At 67.9% G+C, this 24,201-nt stretch carries 21 protein-coding genes, 1 pseudogene and 1 CRISPR repeat array; of the genes and pseudogenes, 14 read left to right on the top strand and 8 right to left on the bottom strand.

The window, feature by feature from the left end:
* The first annotated feature begins 102 nt into the window (after nucleotides 1-102).
* The 11 genes and pseudogenes from cas3 (at nucleotide 103) to cas2e (ending at nucleotide 10,559) form a co-directional block, all read left to right on the top strand.
* Nucleotides 103-2,571, top strand: coding sequence for a CRISPR-associated helicase Cas3' (gene cas3, locus ID554_RS00805; protein ID WP_158573865.1), 2,469 nt, complete (start codon nucleotides 103-105; stop codon nucleotides 2,569-2,571).
* Nucleotides 2,564-2,959, top strand: coding sequence for a hypothetical protein (locus ID554_RS00800; protein WP_117230993.1), 396 nt, complete (start codon nucleotides 2,564-2,566; stop codon nucleotides 2,957-2,959). The genes cas3 and ID554_RS00800 overlap by 8 nt, the downstream gene beginning before the upstream one ends.
* On the top strand, nucleotides 2,940-4,538 hold the full coding sequence (gene casA / locus ID554_RS00795; protein ID WP_117230994.1) for a type I-E CRISPR-associated protein Cse1/CasA: 1,599 nt from the start codon (nucleotides 2,940-2,942) through the stop codon (nucleotides 4,536-4,538). The genes ID554_RS00800 and casA overlap by 20 nt, the downstream gene beginning before the upstream one ends.
* A 30-nt stretch (nucleotides 4,539-4,568) precedes the next feature.
* Nucleotides 4,569-5,147, top strand: coding sequence for a type I-E CRISPR-associated protein Cse2/CasB (gene casB / locus ID554_RS00790; RefSeq protein ID WP_223884382.1), 579 nt, complete (start codon nucleotides 4,569-4,571; stop codon nucleotides 5,145-5,147).
* A 12-nt stretch (nucleotides 5,148-5,159) separates the two neighbouring features.
* Complete coding sequence (gene cas7e / locus ID554_RS00785; protein WP_117230996.1) at nucleotides 5,160-6,320, top strand: type I-E CRISPR-associated protein Cas7/Cse4/CasC; 1,161 nt, start codon at nucleotides 5,160-5,162, stop codon at nucleotides 6,318-6,320.
* Between the two features lie 2 nt (nucleotides 6,321-6,322).
* Entirely contained in the window at nucleotides 6,323-7,075 is a 753-nt protein-coding gene (gene cas5e, locus ID554_RS00780) for a type I-E CRISPR-associated protein Cas5/CasD (protein WP_117230997.1), read from the top strand.
* On the top strand, nucleotides 7,057-7,761 hold the full coding sequence (gene cas6e / locus ID554_RS00775; protein WP_117230998.1) for a type I-E CRISPR-associated protein Cas6/Cse3/CasE: 705 nt from the start codon (nucleotides 7,057-7,059) through the stop codon (nucleotides 7,759-7,761). Before cas5e (ID554_RS00780) ends, cas6e (ID554_RS00775) begins: the two co-directional genes overlap by 19 nt.
* 125 nt (nucleotides 7,762-7,886) lie before the next feature.
* Nucleotides 7,887-8,501, top strand: a pseudogene (gene cas5e, locus ID554_RS00770) (type I-E CRISPR-associated protein Cas5/CasD); the annotation flags it as partial.
* A gap of 2 nt (nucleotides 8,502-8,503) precedes the next feature.
* Nucleotides 8,504-9,181 carry a type I-E CRISPR-associated protein Cas6/Cse3/CasE gene (cas6e, locus tag ID554_RS00765; protein WP_117231000.1) on the top strand — a complete coding sequence of 226 codons (678 nt, stop codon included), beginning with the start codon at nucleotides 8,504-8,506 and terminating at the stop codon, nucleotides 9,179-9,181.
* Complete coding sequence (gene cas1e, locus ID554_RS00760) at nucleotides 9,178-10,161, top strand: type I-E CRISPR-associated endonuclease Cas1e (protein WP_117231001.1); 984 nt, start codon at nucleotides 9,178-9,180, stop codon at nucleotides 10,159-10,161. The genes cas6e (ID554_RS00765) and cas1e overlap by 4 nt, the downstream gene beginning before the upstream one ends.
* Nucleotides 10,161-10,559, top strand: a complete 399-nt coding sequence (gene cas2e, locus ID554_RS00755) for a type I-E CRISPR-associated endoribonuclease Cas2e (protein ID WP_117231002.1) — start codon at nucleotides 10,161-10,163, stop codon at nucleotides 10,557-10,559. Before cas1e ends, cas2e begins: the two co-directional genes overlap by 1 nt.
* A gap of 202 nt (nucleotides 10,560-10,761) precedes the next feature.
* Nucleotides 10,762-12,622: a CRISPR direct-repeat array (repeat unit 28 nt; unit sequence CTGCTCCCCGCGCACGCGGGGATGATCC).
* A 148-nt stretch (nucleotides 12,623-12,770) separates the two neighbouring features.
* Here the strand turns inward: cas2e and ID554_RS00750 are convergent.
* The 5 genes from ID554_RS00750 to ID554_RS00730 all read right to left on the bottom strand — a co-directional run bounded on the left by ID554_RS00750 (nucleotide 12,771) and on the right by ID554_RS00730 (nucleotide 17,739).
* Nucleotides 12,771-13,751 (bottom strand): HNH endonuclease, encoded by a 981-nt coding sequence (locus ID554_RS00750; RefSeq protein WP_117231003.1) that lies wholly within the window; start codon nucleotides 13,749-13,751, stop codon nucleotides 12,771-12,773.
* Nucleotides 13,752-14,024: 273 nt separating this feature from the next.
* Entirely contained in the window at nucleotides 14,025-15,341 is a 1,317-nt protein-coding gene (locus ID554_RS00745) for an IS256 family transposase (protein ID WP_191088637.1), read from the bottom strand.
* Between the two features lie 64 nt (nucleotides 15,342-15,405).
* Nucleotides 15,406-15,795 carry a transposase family protein gene (locus ID554_RS00740; protein WP_263407317.1) on the bottom strand — a complete coding sequence of 130 codons (390 nt, stop codon included), beginning with the start codon at nucleotides 15,793-15,795 and terminating at the stop codon, nucleotides 15,406-15,408.
* A gap of 70 nt (nucleotides 15,796-15,865) precedes the next feature.
* Nucleotides 15,866-17,284, bottom strand: coding sequence for an IS66 family transposase (gene tnpC, locus ID554_RS00735; RefSeq protein WP_191088609.1), 1,419 nt, complete (start codon nucleotides 17,282-17,284; stop codon nucleotides 15,866-15,868).
* Nucleotides 17,179-17,739: a transposase family protein gene (locus ID554_RS00730; protein ID WP_223884381.1), complete on the bottom strand. Its 561-nt coding sequence runs from the start codon at nucleotides 17,737-17,739 to the stop codon at nucleotides 17,179-17,181. The genes tnpC (ID554_RS00735) and ID554_RS00730 overlap by 106 nt, the downstream gene beginning before the upstream one ends.
* 739 nt (nucleotides 17,740-18,478) lie before the next feature.
* Between ID554_RS00730 and ID554_RS00725 the strand changes: the two genes are divergently transcribed.
* Nucleotides 18,479-18,814 (top strand): RNA-dependent RNA polymerase family protein, encoded by a 336-nt coding sequence (locus tag ID554_RS00725; protein ID WP_223884380.1) that lies wholly within the window; start codon nucleotides 18,479-18,481, stop codon nucleotides 18,812-18,814.
* A gap of 76 nt (nucleotides 18,815-18,890) precedes the next feature.
* Here ID554_RS00725 and tnpC (ID554_RS00720) read toward each other — a convergent pair whose 3' ends face one another.
* Nucleotides 18,891-20,351, bottom strand: coding sequence for an IS66 family transposase (gene tnpC / locus ID554_RS00720; protein WP_117231431.1), 1,461 nt, complete (start codon nucleotides 20,349-20,351; stop codon nucleotides 18,891-18,893).
* 104 nt (nucleotides 20,352-20,455) lie between these two features.
* Between tnpC (ID554_RS00720) and ID554_RS00715 the strand changes: the two genes are divergently transcribed.
* Nucleotides 20,456-21,220, top strand: coding sequence for a reverse transcriptase domain-containing protein (locus tag ID554_RS00715; RefSeq protein WP_223884379.1), 765 nt, complete (start codon nucleotides 20,456-20,458; stop codon nucleotides 21,218-21,220).
* A 119-nt stretch (nucleotides 21,221-21,339) separates the two neighbouring features.
* Here the strand turns inward: ID554_RS00715 and ID554_RS00710 are convergent, their stop codons facing one another.
* Entirely contained in the window at nucleotides 21,340-22,587 is a 1,248-nt protein-coding gene (locus tag ID554_RS00710) for an IS4 family transposase (RefSeq protein ID WP_191088605.1), read from the bottom strand.
* Nucleotides 22,588-22,655: 68 nt separating this feature from the next.
* Here ID554_RS00710 and ID554_RS00705 point away from each other — a divergent pair, with 68 nt between their 5' ends.
* Complete coding sequence (locus tag ID554_RS00705) at nucleotides 22,656-22,946, top strand: group II intron maturase-specific domain-containing protein (RefSeq protein ID WP_317985225.1); 291 nt, start codon at nucleotides 22,656-22,658, stop codon at nucleotides 22,944-22,946.
* Nucleotides 22,947-23,181: 235 nt separating this feature from the next.
* Here ID554_RS00705 and ID554_RS00700 read toward each other — a convergent pair whose 3' ends face one another.
* Nucleotides 23,182-24,198, bottom strand: coding sequence for an IS3 family transposase (locus ID554_RS00700; RefSeq protein WP_113974893.1), 1,017 nt, complete (start codon nucleotides 24,196-24,198; stop codon nucleotides 23,182-23,184).
* Nucleotides 24,199-24,201 lie beyond the last annotated feature (3 nt).

Below are 24,201 nucleotides of genomic sequence, written 5' to 3'. Positions count from 1 at the left end.
CCGACCGGTCATTCTCGGTACTCGTCGCATGACTACCACAGAGCATGAGCCTGTGGCTCGTTGACGAGTTAGCACTGATAGTCGGAAATGGACGGGGTGGGCGTGGCCGCTGTGCCTCTGAGTGGTGAGCAGGTGGACGTCCGTGCCTTCTGGGGCAAGGCCGGCGCGGCCAAACAGGGCGAGGAAACCGTTCCGCACCCCCTGATCTGCCACACGCTCGACACCGCCGCCGTCGCTGAACTGCTCTACGAACGGCTGCTCAGCGCCGCCTGCCGCGCGGAACTCGACGTCGCCTTCGCCCCGCTCGGCGGTCATACCGCCACCTGGGTCGGCCTGTTCTGCGGGGTGCACGATCTCGGCAAGCTCTCGCCCGCCTTCCAGGCGTTGCGGGCCGATGTCGCCGCAAGGCTGCTCCCGCCGGAGGCGGTCGTACAGACCGACCGGCTGAGCCGGATCAGGGCCCGGGGCGGACGGACCGACACCCTGCACGGGATCCTGACCTGCCACCATGTCCGGCAGCTTCTGATCGAGTGGGGAGCCGAGCCCGCGACGGCCCGGACGGTGGCGCAGGCGATCGGCGGGCATCACGGCAGCTTCTTCTCCGACAGTGTGCTGCTCGACGCCGAGGTGGCCGTGCCGGATCACGGCGGGCGGCGATGGGCGCGTTGGGCCGAGGAGTTGTTCTGCCGTACCGCCGAGTTGCTGGGGTTGCCTGATCCCCGCACGGTCGGCTGGTCGCAGGTGCAGCTCGGGATCGGCGGCGCGGTCGCGCTTGCCGGGTTGACCACGGTCAGCGACTGGATCGCCTCCGGATCGATCCGTAAGGCCACCCACGCCGGCAGCGATGTCGACCTGGTGGCCTATCTCCGGCTCGCCCGGGAGCGTGCCGTCGAGCAGGTCGTCCACCGGCTCGGATGGTCCGCGTGGCAGCCGGCGGGTGATCTCGGTTTCGTCGCGCTCTATGGGCAGCAGCCTCGTCCGCTGCAACGGGCCTGCGAGCGAATGCTTAGCACCAAGCATCGTCCGGGGATTCTGATCGTCGAGGCTCCAACGGGAGAGGGCAAGACGAAGATCGCGCTCCAGGCGACCTTCGGTCTGGTCGACCGGCTCAGGCTCGCCGGGTTCTTTGTCGCCATGCCCACCCGGGCCACCAGCAACCAGGTGTTCGACGAGGTCGACGCGCTGGTGGCGGGCGTCGACCCGACGTTGTCGGTGAAGCTGCTGCACGGCACCGCTGCCGAGCACCTGGCCGACCGGCGCGCTCGGACGGCCCGGTCGGAACCGATCGCGGCGGAGCATGTCGGCACCGACGATCCTGCCGGCGCTCAGGACGCCGCCGTGCGGGAGTGGTTCACCCGGCTGAAGGCGCTACTCGCCCCGCTGGCCGTGGGCACCGTGGACCGCATCCTGCAAGGGGGCATCCGGTCCTCGTGGGCTCCGGTGCCGCTGGTCGGGCTCTCCAACCGGGTGCTGATCCTCGACGAGGTCCACGGCTATCAGGTGTACATGTCGACGATCCTGGACCGCATCCTGTGGTGGATGGGCCGGCTCGGGGTGCCGGTGATTCTGCTGTCCGCGACCCTGCCCCGGGTCCGCCGGGAGGCCCTGCTCCGCCACTGGTACGCCGGTGTCCGGCGGTCACGTCCCGAGGAGGTGGAGGTGAGCCTGCCCGCGCTGACCTACCCGCATGCGCTCTGGCTTGACGACCGGGGCGTCCCCGAGGTCGTGCAGGCGGAAGCCTCCGACACCAACGCGGATCGGCGCATCGCGTTGCTCCAGCTCACCGACGCCGACCTCATCGAGTGGGTGCTGCGGCAGGCGCGTGTAGGACGGGGCGTCGCCGTGGTGCACAACCTCGTGCGGCGGGTCGACCACACGGTGGCGATGCTCGAAGAGGCGACGAACGGGCTGCCCGATTCGAAGCGACCGCAGATCGTGGCGTTGACCGGTCAGTTGACGGCGGCGGTGCGCGCCACGGTGGAGCAGGAGTTGCGCGAGCGGTTCGGCCGGGACGGCAGTCGGGCACCGCAGGGGGGGTTCGTCGTCGTCGCGACCCAGGTGCTGGAGCAGAGCCTCGACCTGGACTTCGACGCGATGGTGAGTGATCCGGCGCCGGTCGACAGCCTGATCCAGCGGGCCGGGCGGCTGCACCGATTCCGGAAGATCGATCCTCAGTCACCGCCGACCCTCGCGGTGGTGGGGGTGACCGAGAACGATGCGGGCCCCACCTGGCCGCTGTACACCACGAACATCTATCAGGATGCGGTTCTGCTGCGGACCTGGGCCCTGCTGCGTGGTCGGCAGGAGCTGCGGATGCCCGACGACGTGCCGGACATGGTGGACGCCGTCTATTCGGAGCCGGACCGGATCGTGTACCCGGCCGGCTGGCAGACTCGATGGCACCGCGCGCAACAGAAGCTCGACCGGGCGCAACGCGCCGACCACGACATGGCCAAGGCCCTCTATCTCCCGCCCCCGACGGTGCCGGACGCGCTCCGTGAACTCACCCGACACCCACGCCACAGCGGTCACACCCGTAAGCCGGACGGACGGAGCCGCCGCGATGGATGAGTACGGCGGGACTTCGGTCTTCGGCGATGGGGTCGACGTGGTCGTGCTGCGCGAGGAGAACGGGCGGACGGTGCCGGTGGCGGGCCTGCGCCCCGTCGACCTCGCCGACGGGCAGGCCCCTGGGCCGGAGTCGCTGTCCGAACTGCTCGACTCGACGGTCCGGCTTACGGCGATCGAAGGAACTCCGGCGACCGTGCTCGACGCGCTGCGCGCGATCCCGGTGCCGGCGACCTTCGCCGCCTCGCCGTGGCTCATCGACTCTCACCCGATCGTGGTGCGTGACGGGGTGGGGACGGTGGGCGCGTGGGCGGTGCGCTACTCCGACGCGATCGGCCTGCGCGTCTTGAGCCCGGTCGAGGACCTTGACGATGACGACCAGGACGGGTGAGCCGGTGCGTTTCAACCTGACCACGCAACCGTGGGTGCCGGTGCTGTGGATGGACGGCACGCACGAGGACGTCGACCTCGTGACCCTGTTGACGGAGGCGCACGAGATCCGCCGCATCCTCGGCCAGAGTCCGCCGATGACGGCCGCCCTGCACCGACTCGTCCTGGCACTGATGCACCGGGTCTACGGCCCGGCCGACGACGATGAATGGGAAGGGCTGTGGCGGGCGAAGCAGTTGCCCAGACCCAAGCTGCACGCCGACCGATTCGAGCTGTTCGACGCCGTCCAGCCGTTCCTCCAGTGCCCGGCGGTGGCCGGTGTCCCGGCGTCCAGCGCGGCGAAGCTGGTGTCCTACCGGGCGGTCGGCAACAACACCACCCTCTTCGACCACACCACCGCGCAGGCCGAGGTGCGCCTGACGCCCGCCGAGGCCGCGCGGTGGCTGGTAACCCTCCAGGCGTACGACCCGGGCGGCATGAAGACCCCGTATGCGAAGGACAAGTCCTCCCAGGCCGCCCCGGTCAACGGCCTGGGAATGGTCCTGGTGGAGGGAAGCACGCTCAAGGAGACGCTGCTGCTCAACCTCGTGCCGTACCGGCCGGGTGAGAGCCCCCGGACGACCGACCTGGACGACCGTCCGGCGTGGGAGGCACCGCCGCCCGACCCAGAGCCAGCGCGGCGACACCCGAAGGGCTGGACCGACCTGCTCACCTGGCCGTCACGCCGAGTGTGGCTGGTGCCTCGGCGGGTCGACGGCCAGACGTACGTCGACCGGGTGGTGATCACCCCCGGTACCCGGCTCTCCGGTGAGCTGGAAGATCACGAGTGGATGGCCGCCCACCGCCGACCGAGGATCAGAGAAGCCCGCACCACCAGGAGGGGCACTACCACACCCAAGTACGGCCCCTGGTACGCTGTACGGCTCCAGGAGCACCGGGGGGTGTGGCGGTTCAGCCAGGAGATGCTGCTCGCCCCGGTTGCCTCCGAGGATCGGCACTGGCAGCGGCCACTAGCCCTCGATCATGTCGCCGCGATGGTCGTGAAGGACGTGATCCCTCGGAAGGCCGTCTACACCCTGCGGGTCTTCGGGCAGCAGCTCGACAGCAAGGGTTCGGTCGTGCAGCAGACCATGGAGGAGACGGTCGCGGCCCCGGTCGCGCTGTTGCGCTCCGACCATCAGGTGGCCGGCGTGATTATCGGACGCAGTATCGAACTGGCCAACCAGGTCGGCAGCGCGCTCAACCAGATGGAGCGGCAGTACCGTGCGGAGTTCAGGTCGACCGCGTCCGTCGGTCTCGACCTGACGTACTGGCCACTGCTCTCCGGGCCCTTCGACGCCTTCTTGCACACCCTCGCCGAAGCGTTGGACGCGGAGATCAGCCCGCGCCCGTCCACCGACGGTTGGGAGCACGCGGTCAGGCGGATCGCCTCCGAGGCCGCCGAGCGGTGGGCCGAGCGCGCACTGCGACACGGTCGCAGTCTCGACGTCGCCAGCCAGTGCTACGAGCAGTTCCTCGACCAACTCGACCACGACATCCGCCCCAGATACCGCGGCTACCTCGCCCGCTACGTCGAGTAGGAGACGGCGCTCATGAATACAGCACCGACGGTGGGTCAACGGCGAGACGCGTTCGTGCGCAGCCTCTACGCGCTGCACTACGCCGTCGACTCCGGCAACCCGCACAAGTCCGCCGAGGCCCGTCGTACGCTTGCCCGGTTGCGGCGGTCCTTCACCGGTGGACGGCAGGAAGCCGAGGCGTACGACGTCGTCTTCCCGCACGATCCGCCCGAGCGGGAGCAGCAGGTGTGGCTGCTCGTCGCCGGTCTCTTCGCCCTGCACCCACATGGCACGGCCCGAGGACGCGGCCTCGGCCTCGCGATGCGCAACCTGGTCGACAAGCGGTCCACAGCGGCGCGACGGTTCACCCAGCTGCTCTCGGTCGACCCGCCCGCGTTGCCGCACTACCTCCGGCAGGCCATCCAACTTCTCCGTGCCGAGGACGTCGCTGTCGACTTCCACCGGCTGCTGGCCGACATGGTGGACATGCAGGAGTCAGCGGAGCAGGCACACCGGACCCGGTTGCGCTGGGCCAGGGAGTACCACCGGCCCAAGCGTCCCACCGCACCCACCGACCGCACCCACACCGACCCGGCCGAAGGCGTCGCTGCCGCGCCGGTCAACGCGTAGCCAGGAGAACCAGTGATCATCGAGTTGCACCTGCTCCAGTCCTTCCCGGTGAGCAACCTCAACCGCGACGACGTCGGACAACCGAAGACGGCCACTTTCGGCGGCCAGGTTCGCGGTCGAATTTCGAGCCAGTCGCTCAAGCGCGCCGCCCGGCTGCTCTTCAACCGCTACGGGCTGAGGCCCGACGAGACCGGGGTGCGCACCAAGCGACTCGTGGAGCAGGCCGCTGGGCTGCTCAAGGACGAGCACCAGCGCGATTTTGAGGAAGCCGTCGCGGTGGCCTCGTCGGGACTGCTCGCCCTCGGCTTCGGGCTCGACAAGCGGCGCAAGACGCTGAGCGAGTATCTCCTCTTCGTCGGCACCGAAGCGGCCACGCTGCTCGCCGAGTACTGCGAGCGCGACTGGGACCGGCTGGCCGCCGACGCGGTGGGCCGGGCGAAGGCGGCCGAGAAGAAGAAGGCCGATGCCACCGAGGAGAAGACGAGCAAGGTCAAGCCGGACAAGGCGACGCTTGATGCAGCAGCCCGGATCCTGGACGCCAGTCGTGTCGTGGACATCGCGCTCTTCGGCCGCATGATCGCGGACAACAAGGACTTCAACGTCAGTGCGGCCTCCCAGGTCGCGCACGCGATCTCGACCCACGCCGTGGTCAACGAGTACGACTACTACACCGCCGTCGACGACCTCCAGCCGCAGGACGAGTCAGGAGCCGACATGATCGGCACGGTCGACTTCAACTCCGCCTGCTACTACCGCTACGCCAACCTGCACCTCGACCAGCTCGCCAGCAATCTGAGCGGCGACACCGAACTGGTGGGACGAGCGACGAGGGCCTGGTTGGAGGCGTTCATCGACGCCGTGCCGAGCGGCAAGCAGAACTCGACGGCGGCCCTGACTCCGCCGGAGACGCTGCTGGTGGTCGTGCGGGACAGGAGCGCCTGGAACCTGGCGAACGCCTTCCTCAAGCCGGTCACCGGCAACGACCTGATGGTGACCTCCACCCAACAGCTCTTCGGCCACTTCAATCGGCTACGCCGGTTCTACGGCGAGGACGACCTCCGAGCGGTGGTGGCCGCTTCGATCACGGCGGACGTGGCGGGGCTCGACGAGAGAGAGGTCGCACCCAGCCGGTACGAACTGGTGGCCCGGGTGCTGGCCGCGACGAAGGGCTGACGGTGTACTCGATCGCCCTCTGCCTCGACGCGCCGATGCAGTCCTGGGGCACCCGTTCGCGTGGCAGCATCCGGGACACCGCGCGGGAGCCGACGAAGTCCGGCGTCGTCGGGCTGATCGCCGCAGCCCTCGGTGTTCCGCGCGACGAGTCGGACTGCCTGGCCGAGCTGAGCACGCTGCGGATGGGTGTCCGGGTGGACCGAGAGGGGATCCTCGAACGCGACTTCCACGTCACCCAGAATGTGCCGACCACGGCCGGCGGCGGGCATCGTACGGCTCTCAGCCACCGCTACTATCTCGCTGATGCACTCTTCCTCGTCGTCCTCACCGATGCCGACGAGGATCGCCTCGATCAGATCCAACGGGCGCTGCGGGCGCCGGTCTGGCCACTGTTCCTCGGTCGGCGTGCCTTCCCGCCGGCCCGGCCGCTGCTCACCAACGGTTATCACGACGGGGCTCTCACGGGCCAGGGACTGACGAGGCAACCGCTGGAGATGGTCCTCGCCACTCACCCGTGGCTGGAGGACCGGCCTGAAGTCCGCGCGGCCGAGCGCAGGCGTCCCGACCGGCAACCGCTGCGTACGGTTATCGACTGCGACCTGACCGATCCGGACGCCGAACTGCGGATGGACGTTCCCAAGTCGTTCACGCCCGACGACCGGCGATACGCCGCGCGCACGGTCCGGTCCGGGACCGTGCACCTGACCGACGACCTGATCACTGCGAAGGACCTCTCGTGTACCTCAGCAAGCTGACGGTCAACGTGTACTCGCGTGACTTCCGCCGCGACCACGCCGACCTTCGACAGATGCACCGGACCGTCATGTCCGGTTGGCCGGACCTGGCCGACGAAGGACCCGCCCGGCAGTCCCAAGCCGTGCTGTGGCGGCTCGACACCGTCCACCGCGGCTTCGTGCAGTACGTGCAGAGCAACTCCAAGCCCGACTGGAGCCGCCTGACCGCCGACTACCTCACCGAGCCCGCCCAGGTACGCAGCCTGCAACCGCTCCTCGACGCCATCACCCCGGGACGACGATTCGCCTTCCGGCTGGTGGGCAACCCGACCCGCAGCGTCATCCGGCCCGCCACCGCTACACAGTCACCGGTCGAGGGCGGCAAGCGTCCCCGGGGCAAGCGGATCGCCCGGCACAAGCCGGAAGAGCAGATCGAATGGCTGATCCGGAAGGGGAACCAGCACGGTTTCGTCGTGCCGACCGCGCACAACGGTCAGCCGGACGTATCACCGTCACCGTGCCTTCCACAGGCAGGCCAAGCCCGTCCGGGCGATCGAGGACCGATCACCGTGATGCCCGTACGGTTCGAGGGCCATTTGATCGTCACGGACGCGGACGCCTTTCGTACGGCGGTTCGGCAGGGCATCGGTCACGGGAAGGCGTACGGGTGCGGTCTGATCAGCCTCGCCCCCGCCCGTACGCCCTGATCGCGCCTTTTTGTTGGCGCTGGCGGGTCAGTTGTAGACGATCACGATTGCGGTGAGTAGGAAATGTACCGCCTGAGGAAATGCGGCCGTTCGCGGATCCGTAGAAGGTCGGCACCGAGGTCGCACCCACCAAGAGCGGAGTGATCGGGCTGCTCGCCGCCGCCAGGGGCCTCCGACGCACCGAGCCGCTCACCGAGCTGCTCGGCCTGGAATTCGGGGTGCGGCTGGACCAGCCTGGGCAGATCCTGCGGGACTTCCAGACCGCCCGATCGCTCGACGGCCGCCGCAGCGCGCCGTTGACCTACCGCTTCTACCTGTCCGACGCGGTCTTCCTCGCCGCCGTCAGCGGTCCACAGGAACTGCTGTACGGCCTGGCGGACGCCCTGGACCGGCCACAGTTCCCGCTCTACCTGGGGCGCCGCTCGTGTCCGCCGGTCGGTCCGGTCAACCTCGGCGTACACGACGGGAACCTGGACGACGCACTGACGCAGTGGCCGTGGCTCGCGGCCGAATGGCACCGCAAGAAGGCGGCACACCGCGTACGGCTGGAGATCATCAGGGATGCCCGCCCGGGTGAGCAGGCCATCGAGACGGTGCCCGACGAGCCGGTCAGCTTCGATCCCGCACACCGTCAGCACACCTGGCGATCGGTTCTGCGCGGGCACGTCGATGTCACCAACGACCTCGCGGAGCGGGCCGGTGTCGCCGAGCACGACCCGCTGAGTCTGCTGGGAGGCTGAGCATGTACCTCACCCGATTCCAGATCAACCCGGCGCGTCGCAACGCGCGCAAGTTGCTCTCCTCCGCGCATGCCATGCACGGCGCGGTCCGTGCCGCGTTTCCGGTCGTCGAGGACTACGAGCGTGCCGGCAGCCGGACCCTGTGGCGTCTCGACACCACCGGCACGACAAGCGTCCACCTCTATGTTGTCAGTCCCGGCCGGCCCGATCTCACCCATCTGGTCGAGCAGGCCGGCTGGCCCACCATCGGTGATGCCTGGGTGACCCGGGACTATGAGGGGCTGCTCGCCTCGCTGGGCGCGGGCCAGAGCTGGGCGTTCCGGCTCACCGCGAACCCGACGCACAGCGGACGCAGAACCGCCGACGCCAAGGACACCCAGCGCTTCGGCTACCTGCGGGAGTCGGAGCAGGTCGAGTGGCTGACCAGCCGGGCGCAGCGGCACGGCTTCACGGTGGCGACGCAGCACGACGGTCGGGCCAACCTGAGTCTGCACCGACGGCAGACGCAGTCCTTCAAGCGCGCGATGGGCACCGTGACACTCACCACGGCAACCTACGACGGCGTTCTCCAGGTGACCGACACGGATGCCTTCCGCCGTACGTTGGTCCGTGGCATCGGACCCGCCAAGGCGTACGGCTGCGGGCTGTTGACCCTGGCGCCCGCCCAGACCGGCCCGTGAAGATCCCCGGCGTTCCACCGGCGGAACTGGCTGACCTCAACCGCGCCCAGGACCGTGTCAGCTTCATCTACCTCGAACGGTGCGTCATCCACCGCGACAGCAACGCGGTCACCGCCACCGACGACAAAGGTGTCGTCCACATCCCCGCCGCGACCCTCGGTGTGCTCATGCTGGGGCCGGGAACCAGCATCACCCAACAGGCGATGATGCTTCTCGCCGACAACGGCGCCACGGCGATCTGGGTCGGCGAGCAGGGCGTCCGCTACTACGCCCACGGACGCGCGCTCGCCCGATCCAGCCGGTTGCTCGTCGCCCAGGCCACCGCGGTATCCCACCGCGTACGGCGTCTCCAGGTGGCCAGGGCGATGTACCGGATGCGCTTTCCCGACGACGACACCAGCGCCTTGACCATGCAGCAACTTCGCGGCAAGGAAGGAGCCCGAGTACGCCGCTGCTACCGCGAGCACGCCAAGCGGACCGGCGTGACCTGGAACAACCGTGAGTACGATCCCGAGGACTTCGGCGGCAGCGACCTGGTCAACCAGGCGCTGTCGGCGGCCCACGCCTGTCTGTACGGCGTCGTGCACGCCGTCATCGTCGCCGTCGGCGCCTCACCCGGTCTGGGGTTCGTCCACACCGGTCACGACCGATCCTTCGTGTACGACATCGCCGACCTCTACAAGGCCGAGATCACCATCCCGGTCGCGTTCGACATCGCCGCCGGTGGATCGACCGACATCGGTGCGGACACCCGCCGCGCCGTCCGCGACCGGGTCCACGGCGGCGCGCTCCTCGAACGGTGCGTACGCGACATCCGGAGCCTGTTGCTCGGTCCCCATCCCACCGGACCGATCGACGACGAGGGACTTGACGACGAGCCGATCGACGAGGAGCCGGAGAACGGCACCCTCCGCCTGTGGGACGAAGGCGGCTACGAACTGGCCAGCGGGCGCAACTACGCCGGGGAGGTAGACTTCTGATGACCGTCGTCATCCTCACCGCCTGCCCGGAGGGGCTGCGCGGACACCTGACACAGTGGTTGCTGGAAATATCGGCAGGCGTCTACGTGGGGCACGTCAACAGTCGGATTCGGGACCGGTTGTGGGCGAAGGTCGTCGAGATGGCTGGGCCGGGCCGGGCGCTGCTCGTCTATGAACAGCCGGGTGAGCAGCGGCTGGGCTTCCATGTGCACGATCATCACTGGCAGCCCGTGGACCTCGACGGAATCGCCCTGATCCGCCGTCCCACCGATCGTGCGACGTACAACCCCGCCCTGCCCCGGGGCTGGAGCAAAGCCGCGAAACGTCGGCGCTTCGGACGCCGCAACTCGGGCGGCCCCGTGGGGACGGACCGAAGCCGTGGCGAGACGGATTCGTAAGCCCCGGTCGGCCAGCAACCAGCCCCATGGAAGCTGGAGCTGCGCCCACCAGCCGACGTCGGCGGTACGATCCAGACGCGTCGTGCCCGTGCTGCCCCGATACCGTGAACGGCCCAACTTCCGTACGAAGGAACTGGTGATCTTGAAACGCCGAGTGAATAAAAACAGCGCACTTGATCTTTAGGGCCGCAGGTCAAGAAGTCTGCTCCCCGCGCACGCGGGGATGATCCCGAGGCAGAGCAATGGAACCGAAGACCGTAACTCTGCTCCCCGCGCACGCGGGGATGATCCCGGCTTGGCGCCATACCGAACCCGCACCACGTTCTGCTCCCCGCGCACGCGGGGATGATCCGGTAGATGGTCATTGGATGGGCTCCTTCGCGGGCTGCTCCCCGCGCACGCGGGGATGATCCCTCGACCGCCAACACCTCCCGCGCCCGAGGCGACTGCTCCCCGCGCACGCGGGGATGATCCCATCACCCCGATGCGTCGGCCCCGACTGCGGGCCTGCTCCCCGCGCACGCGGGGATGATCCGGGCGAGGTGTTCAAGCCGGGGGTGCTGCTGCGCTGCTCCCCGCGCACGCGGGGATGATCCACGATGATCACGTACCTGCACGAGTGGGAGCTGCTGCTCCCCGCGCACGCGGGGATGATCCCTCGTGTCGATCACCGACCTGCTGGCAGCCCGCCTGCTCCCCGCGCACGCGGGGATGATCCGGCCGCACTGGACAAGGTACTCACCGACCCGAGCTGCTCCCCGCGCACGCGGGGATGATCCGCTGGGCCACGAGATCGACGGCGACGGCGCGTACTGCTCCCCGCGCACGCGGGGATGATCCGGCGATGGTGGTCATGTGGACCGGCGGCAACTTCTGCTCCCCGCGCACGCGGGGATGATCCCTGGTCGGGCAGATGGTCCGCGACTCCCGACGCCTGCTCCCCGCGCACGCGGGGATGATCCCGGGCGGAGTTCGAGTTGGCCGACAGTGTTCCCCTGCTCCCCGCGCACGCGGGGATGATCCCGAGATGCGGACCATCGCCGCCGACCCCGAACTCTGCTCCCCGCGCACGCGGGGATGATCCGTCGTACGCGACGCCCCGATCTGCCATGTGCAGCTGCTCCCCGCGCACGCGGGGATGATCCGGCGGCGGCCCGATGAGTCCGCGCAAGGCCACCCTGCTCCCCGCGCACGCGGGGATGATCCCGCGGGCGACGACCGCAGCGTGGTGCTCAACGCCTGCTCCCCGCGCACGCGGGGATGATCCCTCGGCGCGCTGTCGGCCCCGGCTACTGGTGCGCTGCTCCCCGCGCACGCGGGGATGATCCCCGCCTGATCAGGGCGTGTGCGACGGCTGGTGTCTGCTCCCCGCGCACGCGGGGATGATCCTGCGACACCGCCTACGCCCCGTCGATCGAAGAGCTGCTCCCCGCGCACGCGGGGATGATCCCCGTCAGGACTGACGCTTCGCCTTCTTGCCAGCCGCTGCTCCCCGCGCACGCGGGGATGATCCCCAGTTTCCTCACGAGCTGTGGACGGAGCTGGCCTGCTCCCCGCGCACGCGGGGATGATCCTGTAGCCGCGCGACTCGTGGTGTGTCCAGAGGCCTGCTCCCCGCGCACGCGGGGATGATCCTCCGTGTGGCCGCCCGAGGTGGTGTAGTTGACGCTGCTCCCCGCGCACGCGGGGATGATCCCGCACTCGGGGGCTTGGCTGGCTCGCGGTATGCCTGCTCCCCGCGCACGCGGGGATGATCCCACAACGGGCTCGCCTTCTTTGCCGAGCCCGAACTGCTCCCCGCGCACGCGGGGATGATCCGTCCAGATAGACATTGTGGTCCGAGACGCCCACCTGCTCCCCGCGCACGCGGGGATGATCCCACGCAGGCCGTGGTCGGTCAGGACGGCTGCTACTGCTCCCCGCGCACGCGAGGATGATCCGCTGCCGGGCTACGTCCGCTATGAGGGCGTGCCCCTGCTCCCCGCGCACGCGGGGATGATCCCGTGGTCGGCTCCGCCGCCTCCCACTCCGCGATCTGCTCCCCGCGCACGCGGGGATGATCCCGCCTGCCCTGTCTGCGGGTTCCGCAGCGGTGCCAGACGATCTCCACTATCACCGACAAGGTGATGGACGCCTTGTTGTTGACTGTGCCAGCGTCGCTCTGAAATCCGACCGTGCCGATGCTTGCACGGCGGTTGCAGAACAACTCGCTCAAGTCGTTCGTGCGTGGCGGTATACGTGGGTTCGGTGCCAGTCGAGGTAGGCGCGCTGGGGTGGCAGGGCGTCAGCGGGCAGGAGGAGGCGTTCGGCCAGGGGTGGCCGGCCGAACGCGGCGTGTAGGGCTGGGTCGGTGTCGATCTTGCGGTGCAGGTCGGTGTGGATGTGGATGCGTAGTCCGCCGTTGACGGTGAGCAGACCAGTGTCGAACGCGACGTCGTGTGTCGGGCAGGCAGTGAGGCCGTTGGCGACGTCGAGGCGTTCGCGCGGGCCGCTGTCCCGCCACGGCTTGATGTGAGAGGCGACGAGCATCCGCGGTGCCCGTCGGTCGTCGACGGTCACTGACAGGCCGCAGAACACGCAACGGTGGCCGTGATTGCGCAGCACGTCGCGGGCGAAACGATGCTGCCCGACACGCGCTGCGGCGATCAGGAGCAGTTCGGTCACCTGGTCGGTGATGCCAGGGTGCTCCGTCTGGACAGCGTCGACAATGTCACTGGTCCTCAACTCGTCCTGGCCGAGCAGGATCAGCGGCGCGTCGTCATGCTCCAGGTACAGAAAATCGGGCAGGTCCTCGGCCGTGACGCCGACATCGCGGGCCGCTCGCACGATGATCCGATACACGGATGCCAGCTCGTCCTGACCGCCGAGCAGGCGGGCGGCGACCTCCACCTCGTGTCGGGCGCCGTTGCGGCGGCTGCCATCGAGATTGGCCATCTTCGCCAGGATGCTGCTGTTGGGACGTTTGAACAGCTGGGCCAGGCTGGGGACCGGCTCCTCGGCACGGTGCGCGGTCGAACCGCCATAGCGGCGGTGCTCGACCAGCAGGCTCGCGGCCAAACACAGCAGCGTCTCCACCGGGGTGAAGGCGACCTGCCGACGGCCCTCGACCGCCCATGGGCGTACGACGATCGAGCGCCATTGGGCACGGGCCGCGAACGGGGTGACCGCGAGATAGTCCGCCGCCGTAGGCATTCACCCTCCCGCAAGCCCGAGTCATCAGCCCTCAGGGTAGATCGCCGGCGTGCGAATCGGATGTCCACTTTGGCTGCGCTCTCGGGGCGACGAACCCGTGTGTGGTGCTCCGATGGCGCGAGCTGACCGGCCCCTGTGAGCTGGATCAACATGTAGCCCCAAGCCCGACCTTCACTGTCGGCATCCCGGTGCTGGAAGTTCGTACTGGCTCGGCCAGTGCGAGCGAGCGGGGGGTCTGTCAAGTTAACGGTGTAACTGGGGTTGGTTGATCTTCTACTTGCGGCCGGCGGACAGGCGTCCGTCGAAGGTGATGTCGAAGGCGTTGAGTGCGCTCTTCCAGCGGGTGGCCCAGCGTTTGCGGCCTTGCCCGGTCGGGTCGAGGCTCATCACCGCGAGGTAGACGCACTTGAGGGCGGCTTGCTCGTTGGGGAAGTGTCCGCGGGCGCGGACGGCGCGGCGGATGCGGGCGTTGACGCTTTCGATGGCGTTGGTGGAGCAGATGATCCGGCGGATCTCGGCGTCGAAGGCCAGGAACGGCACGAACTCGGCCCAGGCGTTCTCCCACAGCTTCACGATCGCCGGGTAGCGGCTGCTCCATGCCTCGGCGAACTCGAGGAATCGTTCGGTAGCGGCGGCCTCGGTCGGTGCGGTGTAGACCGGTTTGAGTGCCTTGGCAATCGCGTCCCAGTGCTGGCGGGCCGCGTAGCGGAACGAGTTCCTGAGCAGGTGCACCACGCAGGTCTGGACCACGGTGCGGGGCCAGACCTCTCCGATGGCATCCGGCAGGCCGGTCAGTCCGTCACAGACGGCCATGAGCACGTCGTCGACGCCCCGGTTCTTCAGTTCGGTGCAGATCTGCAGCCAGAACTTGGCGCCCTCCCCGCCGTCGCCGGCCCACAGGCCGAGGATGTCTCGGTGGCCGTCGGCGGTGACCGCGAGAGCGACGTAGATCGGCCGGTTGGCGACCTTCCCGTCCCTGATCTTGACGTTGATGGCGTCGAGGAAGACCACCGGGTAGACCGGATCGAGGGGCCGGTTCTGCCACTCGGTCATACCGTCCATCACCTTGTCGGTGATGGTGGAGATCGTCTGGCGGGAGACCTCGGCGCCGTAGACCTCGGCCAGATGCGCGGAGATCTCGCCGGTGGTCAGGCCCTTCGCCGACAGCGACAGCACCAGGTCCTCCACCCCGGACAACCTGCGCTGACGCTTCTTGACGATGGCCGGTTCGAACGAGCCCGCTCGATCGCGTGGCACGTCGATCTGCACCGGCCCGACATCGGTGAGCACCGTCTTGGACCGGTTGCCGTTGCGGGAGTTGCCGGAGTTCGCGCCGGCCTGGTCGTGTTTGTCGTAGCCGAGGTGGTCGGTGATCTCACCATCGAGGGCCGACTCCAGCACGATCTTCGTCAGCTGCTGCAGCAGCCCACCCTCACCGGACAGCTGCAGCCCCTGCTCACGAGCCTGGGTCACCAGCTGTGACACCAGCGCCGGGTCGACACCCCCTGGCGTCGTCTTCGTACGCGGCCGCTTGGCCTTCTCGTCACCGGGCACAGCGGCAGTGTCCACCGCATCGGTCGTGATCGTCATCAGGTGCTACTCCCTTGATCGGAGTTACACCGTTGTTTTTACAGTCCCACTGACGATGGACGACCTATCGGCGACCTGACGGCAGCCGCATCTCACGCCTCATGCGTAAGCAGGGCGGCCCTGAATGTTTACTGATGTTCGTGTGGCGGAGCGTCTTCCAGCGTCCGATCAGGATGGCGAAGCCGCGTTCGCCTTGCCATCGCAGGCCGCGGAGCAGCTGGTTGTAGGCGCGGTTGTCGGGCGCGAGGCGGCTGCCGTCGGTGGGCTGCTTGATCGGGGTCTTGATGCCGTGGCCTGTGCTTTCGTAGCCGGAGTCGGCCAGGGCGGGCAGGTCGAGTTCGGCGGCGGACCAGTTCAGGGCGGCGGTGACGCCGAGTTCGCGGGCGCAGCTGGTGTCATGCAGATGCCCGGGCATCGCCGCCGATGTCCAGATCGGTAGCCCGTCCGGGCGCATGACGGCTTGGATGTTCGCGCCGAAGTCGCGGTGCTTTCCCGAATACCAGGCGTCGATGGTCTGTACGTATTCAGCTTGATATTGCCGGTTCCGGTAGCCATGGTCCGGTGGTGAAGAGTTGTTCGAGCACGTCGAGGGCGTCTTTGCCGTGTTTGGTGGCGGTGGACAGGTAGGACCGTAGGGTGGCGAAGTCGGCCAGGCCTTGCAGGGTGCGCCAGGTCGCGGAGATCTTCTGTTGGAGTTTGACCGGGCGGAGATCGCGTTCGGCCTGGTTGTTGGTGAAGGGCACGGCCAGATCGACGGTGAACCGTAGGATCATGTCGCGGTGGGCGGTGAAGCGTTCGACCAGCGTGCCGGCTCGTGACGGCTTGCCGTCACGATCGGGCGGGTTCTGCTGGCGGCCGTAAGCGAGGGCCCCGGCGTAACAGGCACGGATGTGACTGATCTCGTCGGCTGACAGTGCGTCCCGGCCCGCGGTGACGGCCTGCTCGGTCATCTTCTTGGCCATCAGCAGGGTTTGCGCCATCACCTCGGCCCACTGCTGGCCGGCCGGGTCGGACTCGTGCACGCCGCGCAGATCGCGGATCAGATGTGCTCCGCACCAGGCGTGATCGGCGTCGGCCAGGTGGCGGTAGGCGGCGTAGCCGTCACGCACGAGGGTGCCGGTGAACCCGGGCAGGACCTTCCCGGCGTCGATGTCGGCCTTGCTGCGGCCGCCGACGTGGAACAAGGTCAGCTCAGGGGTGCAGGCCACGTGCACGTACTTGAAGCCGCCGTCGACCCTTGCCGGGGTCTCATCGGCGTGCAGCACCTGCTGGACGTGCAGCAACGCGGCCGTGCGGGACACGAACGGCCCGAGCCTGCGGGCCGCCTCACCGACCACCTGGTGCACGAACCCGGTCGACACCCGCACCCCGAGCAGATCACCCAACAGCGCGGCGGCCCGGGCGAAGGGCAGGAACTGGACGGCCCGCGCGTAGACGACGGCGGCCTTGACACCGACGCCGTACTGCACCCGCCCGGACACCCCGCCGGGTGCCACCGGCTCGCTGACCTGCCCGCACCCGCCGCACTCAACCGCGACCAGTTGGTGCTCAACGACCACCGACCGCCGCTCGGGCAGCTCGATCACCTGCCGGCGCTGCCGCCCGTACTCACGCCCATCACCCAGCGGAGCCCCACAACCCGGATGGCCACACCGCTGTGGCCGGTGCTCGATGACCTCATCCGGATCCGCGACCAGTTCGAGGGTCCATCCCGGCGCTCCCGGCTGCTTGCCCCGCCGCCGCCCACTGCCTTTACCCGGCTGCCGGGCCGGACGGCCCGGACCGTCCGACGAGGGAGGCTTCGACGAGTTCGAGGAGTTCATCCCCAACCGGCGTTTCAGTTCAGCGTTCTCGGCTTCCAACCGATCAACCCGTTCCCGCAGCTCAACCAGCATCGCGACCAGATCCTCGTACGAGAGCGGGACCTGCGGGACGGACGACACCCCATGATCATGTCAGCCGATCGACCAGAGTGGACAACCGGCCCCCCACTCACCTCAAGCTGAATACGTACGATGGTCTCGCCCTTGACGGACAGGGTGGTCTCGGTGAGCCGGTCGCAGTCGAACAGTTTGCCGTCGAGGATCACGTACGGCCAGCCGTCGGCGGCGGCCCGACGCAGAGCGGTGTGCAGGTCGGTCGCCTGGGCGGCGAGTACGGCTACGCCCTCGTCGCGGTAGCGGTAGGCGGTGGCCCGGGAGATCCCGAATCCGGCGGCCAGCAGGGTCAGGTCCTCGGCTTTGCGGAACCAGATGAGCACGAGAAGTGCCTGGTGGAAGCAGGTCAGGGCGCGGGTGTCACGCCGGGTTCCGCGGGCTCGGCGTTCGGCGGCCAGCAGCCGGCCGAGGTACTGCACGAGTTCCCTGGGGACATCGATCATGGCACGATAGGCGATCACGCGGAGTCCTCATGGTGTAGGTGATCTTGTGGTGAGAACTACCTACCGAGGACTCCGCGTCCTCTTCCAGCACCGTCCGATCTCAACAGTTTCGCCCGTGTCGCACCAATCAACACATTCGCGTCGCTGAGATCAGCTCTTGTGAACACGAACGTGGAAAGCGAGGCAAAGATTGATGACGGTCTCGTGGACTGCGGTGCTGTATGGGAGATGGAGGTTGTTTGGCCCTCCGGAGCCGGCTTGCGGAAGCAGGCTTCAAACCACCACGAGGGGCGTTGGCTGAAGACCGTCGTCCTGAGCGTCGTTGGAGAAGGCGTGACTGTGATCGCGTCAGGTATGGACCGGGAAGATGAGCGATGAACGTCGAGTTCTCTGTCGTTGACGTGTCGAAACTCAGTCAGACGACATCAGAACCGAGGCCGGAGGTGAGTCTCGGGATGAGCCTGGGGGATATCCGCTTACTGCCCAGGTGGTGTCCGGCATATAGGCAGCATGAGCCCGGTCCAGGCTCTCATACGGAACGTGTGAAGGCGGACCCCGATACTGTCCGTCGGTTGACCGGCGGCGAGAGGGAGGACTCCAAGCGGAGGAGACCGCGAGGAGCAGAGTACCGATGCGGGGCCGCTGGCGGACTCGCCCGTAGTAGCTGTGAACCGCCTGCGTATCGCAGTGGGTTGGGGAGCGAAGGGGCGGGGTCGTTCAGGCTGGTTTGTGCGGTCAACCGTGAGGGAGGAACCGCGTGAGTCAGCCAGGGTTGACAGGCAAGTCGCACGATATCCCAAAGCGGCTGATCTGGGCCGCGTGGTTGAAGGTGAAAGGTAATGGCGGAGCGGCCGGGGCCGACGGAGTGACGATCGAACAGTTCGAAACGAGGTTGGCTGACAACCTCTACCGGCTGTGGAACCGTATGTCGTCGGGCAGCTATTTCCCCGGCCCGGTCCGGGCGGTGGAGATCCCGAAGAAGGGTGGGGTCAGGATTCTGGGCATTCCCAATGTGGTCGACCGGGTGGCGCAGACGGTGGCGGTGCTGGTGTTGGAGCCGGAGGTGGAGAAGGTGTTCCACGACGACTCGTAAGCATTCAGGGCCACTCCATGACGTAGCCGTTGGTGGCAGTGTGTGATGGGTGGTGGCGGTCGTTGCTCGTGGTGGGTTAGCCGGGTGCCCAGGCGGGTGGTGTCCAGGGTCGGCCGAGGATGGCGTCGCGGATGGCGGTCATGACATCCGCGCCGTGTTTGGTCACTGTGGAGACGTAACCGCGGATGGCGTAGCGGTGTTCGGTGACCTTCTCGCTGGTGAGCCGTCCGGAGATCTTCTGCTGGGTCTTCGCGGGCCGTAGGTCGCGTTCGGCCTGGTTCGACGTGGGTGGGATGCGCAGGTCGGTGGTGAATCGCAGGATGTCGGCTTCTCGGTCGTGGAGGTCTTCCAGCAGTGCCCGGTGTTTCGGCTGTTTACGGCCGTCCACCCGGGCGACCTCCTTGAGCCCGATCCGCACGCCGTGCCGGTAGGCGTCGATCAGCGGGCCGGCGATGTGTTCGCCGATCGCGGGCAGGTTCTGTGCGCGGGCGAGGTTCGCGGCGTGGACGAGTCCCTGTAGCGCCTGGCGGATCTGGATCGGCCAGTGCGCGTCGGGGTAGGTCTCGGCGGCGTCCTGACAGTCGCGGATCAGGTGGGCTACGCAGAGTTGGTGGACCAGGTGGGCGAAGATCTTCGCGTCGTAGTTCTGGTAACGGTCGTGCACGACCACCCCGGTCAGGTCCGGCAGGACGAACACCTTGAACGTGTCGAGGCTGCGGTCACCGAGCAGGTACCAGGTGTAGAGGCGGGTGCAGGCGACCAGAAGGTACTTCTTGACCTTGCGGGCACCGACCCGGATCGGGGTCTCGTCGCAGGAGACCACATGCGCGAGGGCGATCAGCGTGCGGATGATCCGGTTCGACTCGGCCACCCCCGCCGCGGCCCGGCCGATCAACGCGTGGACGAACCCGTCCGACGGACGCGAGCCGGTCAACGCGGCGACCAGGTCAGCGCACCGGGCCACCGGAATCGCGTGCACCACCATCAGATAGACGCACCACGCCTGAAGATTCGGCCCGTACGAGACGCCTGCGTCCGGCACCCCCTCGGGGCGGGCCGCCACGTGCATCGCCCCGCACCCGCAGCGCACCGCGTGCCGATCATGCTGGGTGACCGTCGCCGTCATCGCCGGCACATCGACCTGCTGATGCGAGGCGTAAACCCCCAGATCAGCCGCCGATGCCAGATCCGATCCGCATCCACACGGCCCGCCCGGAAAATGATCCACAATGCCGTCCGGAAACGGTGACCAGGACAGCTGCGCACCCGGCGCACCCCGCTGCTTACCCCGCGACCGCTTACCAGCACCGGCTGCCGGCACCGGCGTGGACACCTCCGCCGGCGGCGTCCGTCCCGGATCATCATCCTTCGACGGCGGCATCCCCGAGTTCCCACTGTTACGCGACACCAGGCGTTCCAACCGCGCGACCCGATCAGTCAACTCCCGGTTCGCCTGGGTCAACTGTTCCACCTGAACGATCAGCCGTCGCGTGAGTCCGATCAACTCCTCGCGCGACAACTCCTCCAAGCCCGGCACCCACCGATCACAACACATCGATCGCACCCGGCCGCGCATCGACACACCGTCAAGATCGACCCAGCCCGTCAATCACAGACAGCCACTCACGGCCACCACCCGGAGTGGCCCTGAATGTTTACGACGACTCCTACGGATATCGTCCCGGACGGTCCCCGATTGATGCGATTCGGGTGTGTCGGCAGCGGTGTTTCAAGAAGGACTGGGTCGTCGATTTGGACGTCAAGGCCTTTTTCGACTCCGTGCGGTGGGATTTGATGCTCAAGGCGGTGGCGCGTCACACGACTCACCCGTGGGTCATGCTGTATGTGGAGCGCTGGTTGAGAGCGCCGATTCTGATGCCCGACGGGACCCTGACCCATCGGAACAAGGGGACACCGCAGGGTGGTCCGATCTCCCCGTTGATCGCCAACATTTTTCTGCACTACGGCTTCGACACCTGGATGGGCCGTGAGTTTCCCGGGGTCGGGTTCGAGCGGTTCGCAGACGATGTGGTGGTCCACTGCGTGACCGAACGTCAGGCGCAACAGGTGCGTCAGGCGATCGATCGTCGGTTCGCGGACATCGGGTTGCAGTTGCACCCCGACAAGACGCGCATCGTGTACTGCAAAGACGACCGGCGCCGTCTCGACTACGAGCTGGTGACGTTCACGTTCTGCGGGTACGCGTTTCGTCCCCGGAAGGCATGGGACAAGATCCGCGGAAGGGCCCGGACCGGGTTCCTACCCGCGGTTGCCCCGGGGAAGCTGACCGATATGAGCCGCAAGGTCGCGTCCTGGGTCAATGCCATTAAGTTAAGGCGTCTGGGCAGGCCAGCCTGGGTATGGCGGGCCCGTCGTGGCGGGTGGTCCGGTCGGTGGGTCGTTTGACGCGGTAGGAGTTGTGGCGGGCGCGTTTGATGACGCGGGGGCAGCTGCGGTCGCGTCGGGGCGGGTTCGGCTGGTGGCGGATCTCGGTGAGGGCATCGTCGAGGGCGGTGGAAAGGTGCTCAGGGGGTAATGGCCGCCTGGTCGGTGACCTGGCGGCGTACGACGCGTAGGCCTTTGACGAACGACATGCGGTCGGGGTCGTAGCCGGCCGGGTCGGCGGCTTCCAGCAGCAGTGCGCGGATGGCGTAGTGGGCCAGCAGTAGTCCCCACATCTGCTGTTCGGCCAGGTCAGGGACCTTCGATCGGAGGACTTCGCCGCGGCCGCGCAGGTCCGTCTTGATCTCGTTCAGAGTGGACTCTTCTTCCCAGCGCTGCTGGTAGGCACCCGCCAGTTCCATCGCGGGGACCTCGTGGTGGTCGGTGAGGGTGGTGACCACCACGATGAGTTCGCCGTCGGGGTTGCGGTCCGGGACGGTGTACTCGACCACCCTGACGAGGCGGGCGAGATCGGCCGGGATCTCCTGGCCGGTCCGGGCCTGCTCGACCAGCCTGGCCCGGCGTTGCGCGGACAACCCCGCCTTGAAGATCAGTGCCTGGTAGGAGCCGTCCGCGAGCCACCGCAGATGCCCGATGGACACGCTCGCGCCGACTCGCCAGGCAAGGTCCGCGCCGGTGGCGGCGAAGGAGTTGAACAGGTCGAAGGAGTACAGGCCCGCGTCGGCCAGGACCAGCATGCCCGGCCCGACCCGCCCGGCCAGATCCTTGATCAGGGTACGTTCCCCGGTGCGGCACGACCCGAGTACCGCCCCGACGATCGCGTGGCTGCCGCACTCGGCCAACGCCGCGATGTGCAGCTTCGGGTACGCCGACGCCTTCGGCCCCGACCCCATCCGGTCGAAGCGTTCCACGTTGGCCGGGGTGTCGGCCACGTCGAGGGTGGTCGCGTCGATCGCCATCAGCCGGCGCCGGGCCAGCCAGGCGCCCTTGGTGCCCGGTCCAGCCAAGGGCACGCACGCCCTGTCGAACAACATCTTCACCGGCTCGGCGCCCAGCCGCTGACGTGCCTGGGTGATCGCCGACGCCGTCGGGACCTGCCAGTCATCGTCCCAGGAACCAAGTCTGCGCAGGTTACCCACCAGCCGGCGCATCACCTCGTCAGAAGACTCGGCGCAGAACAACCCCATCGCGATCACGTAACGGATCATCACGTGCGCCGGCAGCCGCCGGACCCGCTTCTCACGCCGCCCGCTGCGGTTGAGTACCTCTTCCAGCAGATCCCGGTTGAACCGGGCCGACACCACCCCGAGCCCGATGTGATCGGTCAACCGGCCCTGCGGCCGCAGCGACTCCACCCCAGACGACGTCACGCCACGGCACGGTACCGGCCCGCCGACCCCTAGTCAGCTCACCGCGCTGACCAGCACTGATGCCTTAACTGAACGGCATTGCGTCCTGGCGGCTACATCGACGCACGACCGGCAACCTGGCAGACCTCGCCGTAGAGGTCAACCCTGTCCTTCGGGGCTGGTTGAACTACTTCACCGTGTTTTACCCGAGCGCGGTCTACCCGATCGGCAAGCGCATCGATCGTCATCTGATGCGCTGGGCGAAGTGGAAGTACAAGCGACTCAAACGCAGCGACGACAGAGCTCGAGTATGGCTACGAGACGTCCGGCAACGGTCGCCCGACCTGTTCGCGCACTGGGCGATGCGGTACACGACCTGACAACCGAACGGCACGAGCCGGATGAGTCGAGAGGTTCACGTCCGGATCTGTGGGGGACGGCGGGTGAAACTCCCGCCGTCTACCCGGCAGCAACGCATATGGGTTGATTGGCGCGACACGGGCGAAGGCGGCGAGTCGGGCGGCAGTGGAAACAGGCGTGGAGCCATCGATAGACATGTCCTTGCGACAGATCCCGGAACCTGTCAAGTCAACTGAGACAATTTCTTGATTTTGTTTAGCTTTGTGCTGGTGGAAGAGGGGCTCCGGCCGAGGTCACGGCCTGTTCCGGGTGGCTGTTGTCGGGTTTGTTGATCCATGCCCGGTCCGGTAGCCGGGGTGGTTGGGGACGGCGGCGTCCGAACCGTTCGGGATGTGCGGCCCAGGCGGCGTCGAGGGTGCGTTGCCGCTGTTCACGGATCTGTCCGGCGGTGCCGTGGTGGACCGATGCCGGGGTGTGCAGGCCGATCCCGGAGTGCCGGTGTTCGTGGTTGTAGTAGCTGTAGAACGCTTCGCAGTGCTGTCGGGCGTGCTGGATCGATCCGAACCGCTCTGGGAACGTGGGGTCGTACTTGAGTGTCTTGAAGCTGGCCTCGATGTACGGGTTGTCGTTGGAGGTCTTGGGCCGGCTGTGGCTGCGGCCGATTTTGAGATCGGTCAGCAGCTGGGTGACGGTCTTGCTGGTCATCGCGGCGCCGCGGTCGGCGTGCACGGTCAGCTGATCGGGGTTCACGCGTTCGCGGGCGGCGGCGTCGGCGATCAGCGCTTCGGCGAGTTGGCCGTCCTCGTGGGCGGCGACCATGTGCCCGACGACGTAGCGGGACCAGATGTCGATCACCGTGTAAAGGTGGAACCAGACGCCCTTGACCGGGCCGCGCAGCTTCGTGATGTCCCACGACCACACCTGATTCGCGGCGTCGGCGACCAGTTCGGGTTTGGTCCGGGCCGGATGGGTGGCCTGGCTGCGGCGTTCGCCGGTCTGCCCGGCGGCCCGCAGGATCCGGTACATCGTGGACTCCGAGCACCACCAGCGGCCCTCGTCGAGTTCGCGGGCCCACACCTGCGCCGGGGCCAGATCCACGTATGGCGGGCTGTTGAGCAGGTCCAGGACCTGCCGGCGTTCAGGCTCGGTCAGCGCGGACGGCGGCGGCTTACGCGGCGCCCGTGGCCGGGAGACCAGCGGCGGGGCACTACGGCGATACAGCGTCGCCCTCGACAGGCCGGTCAGCCGGCACGCGGGCGCGATGCCCCACAACGG

The organism is Micromonospora craniellae (assembly GCF_014764405.1).
In the GTDB taxonomy this organism is placed as follows: Bacteria; Actinomycetota; Actinomycetes; order Mycobacteriales; family Micromonosporaceae; genus Micromonospora; species Micromonospora craniellae.
This window is presented reverse-complemented; position numbering and strand designations above follow the sequence as displayed.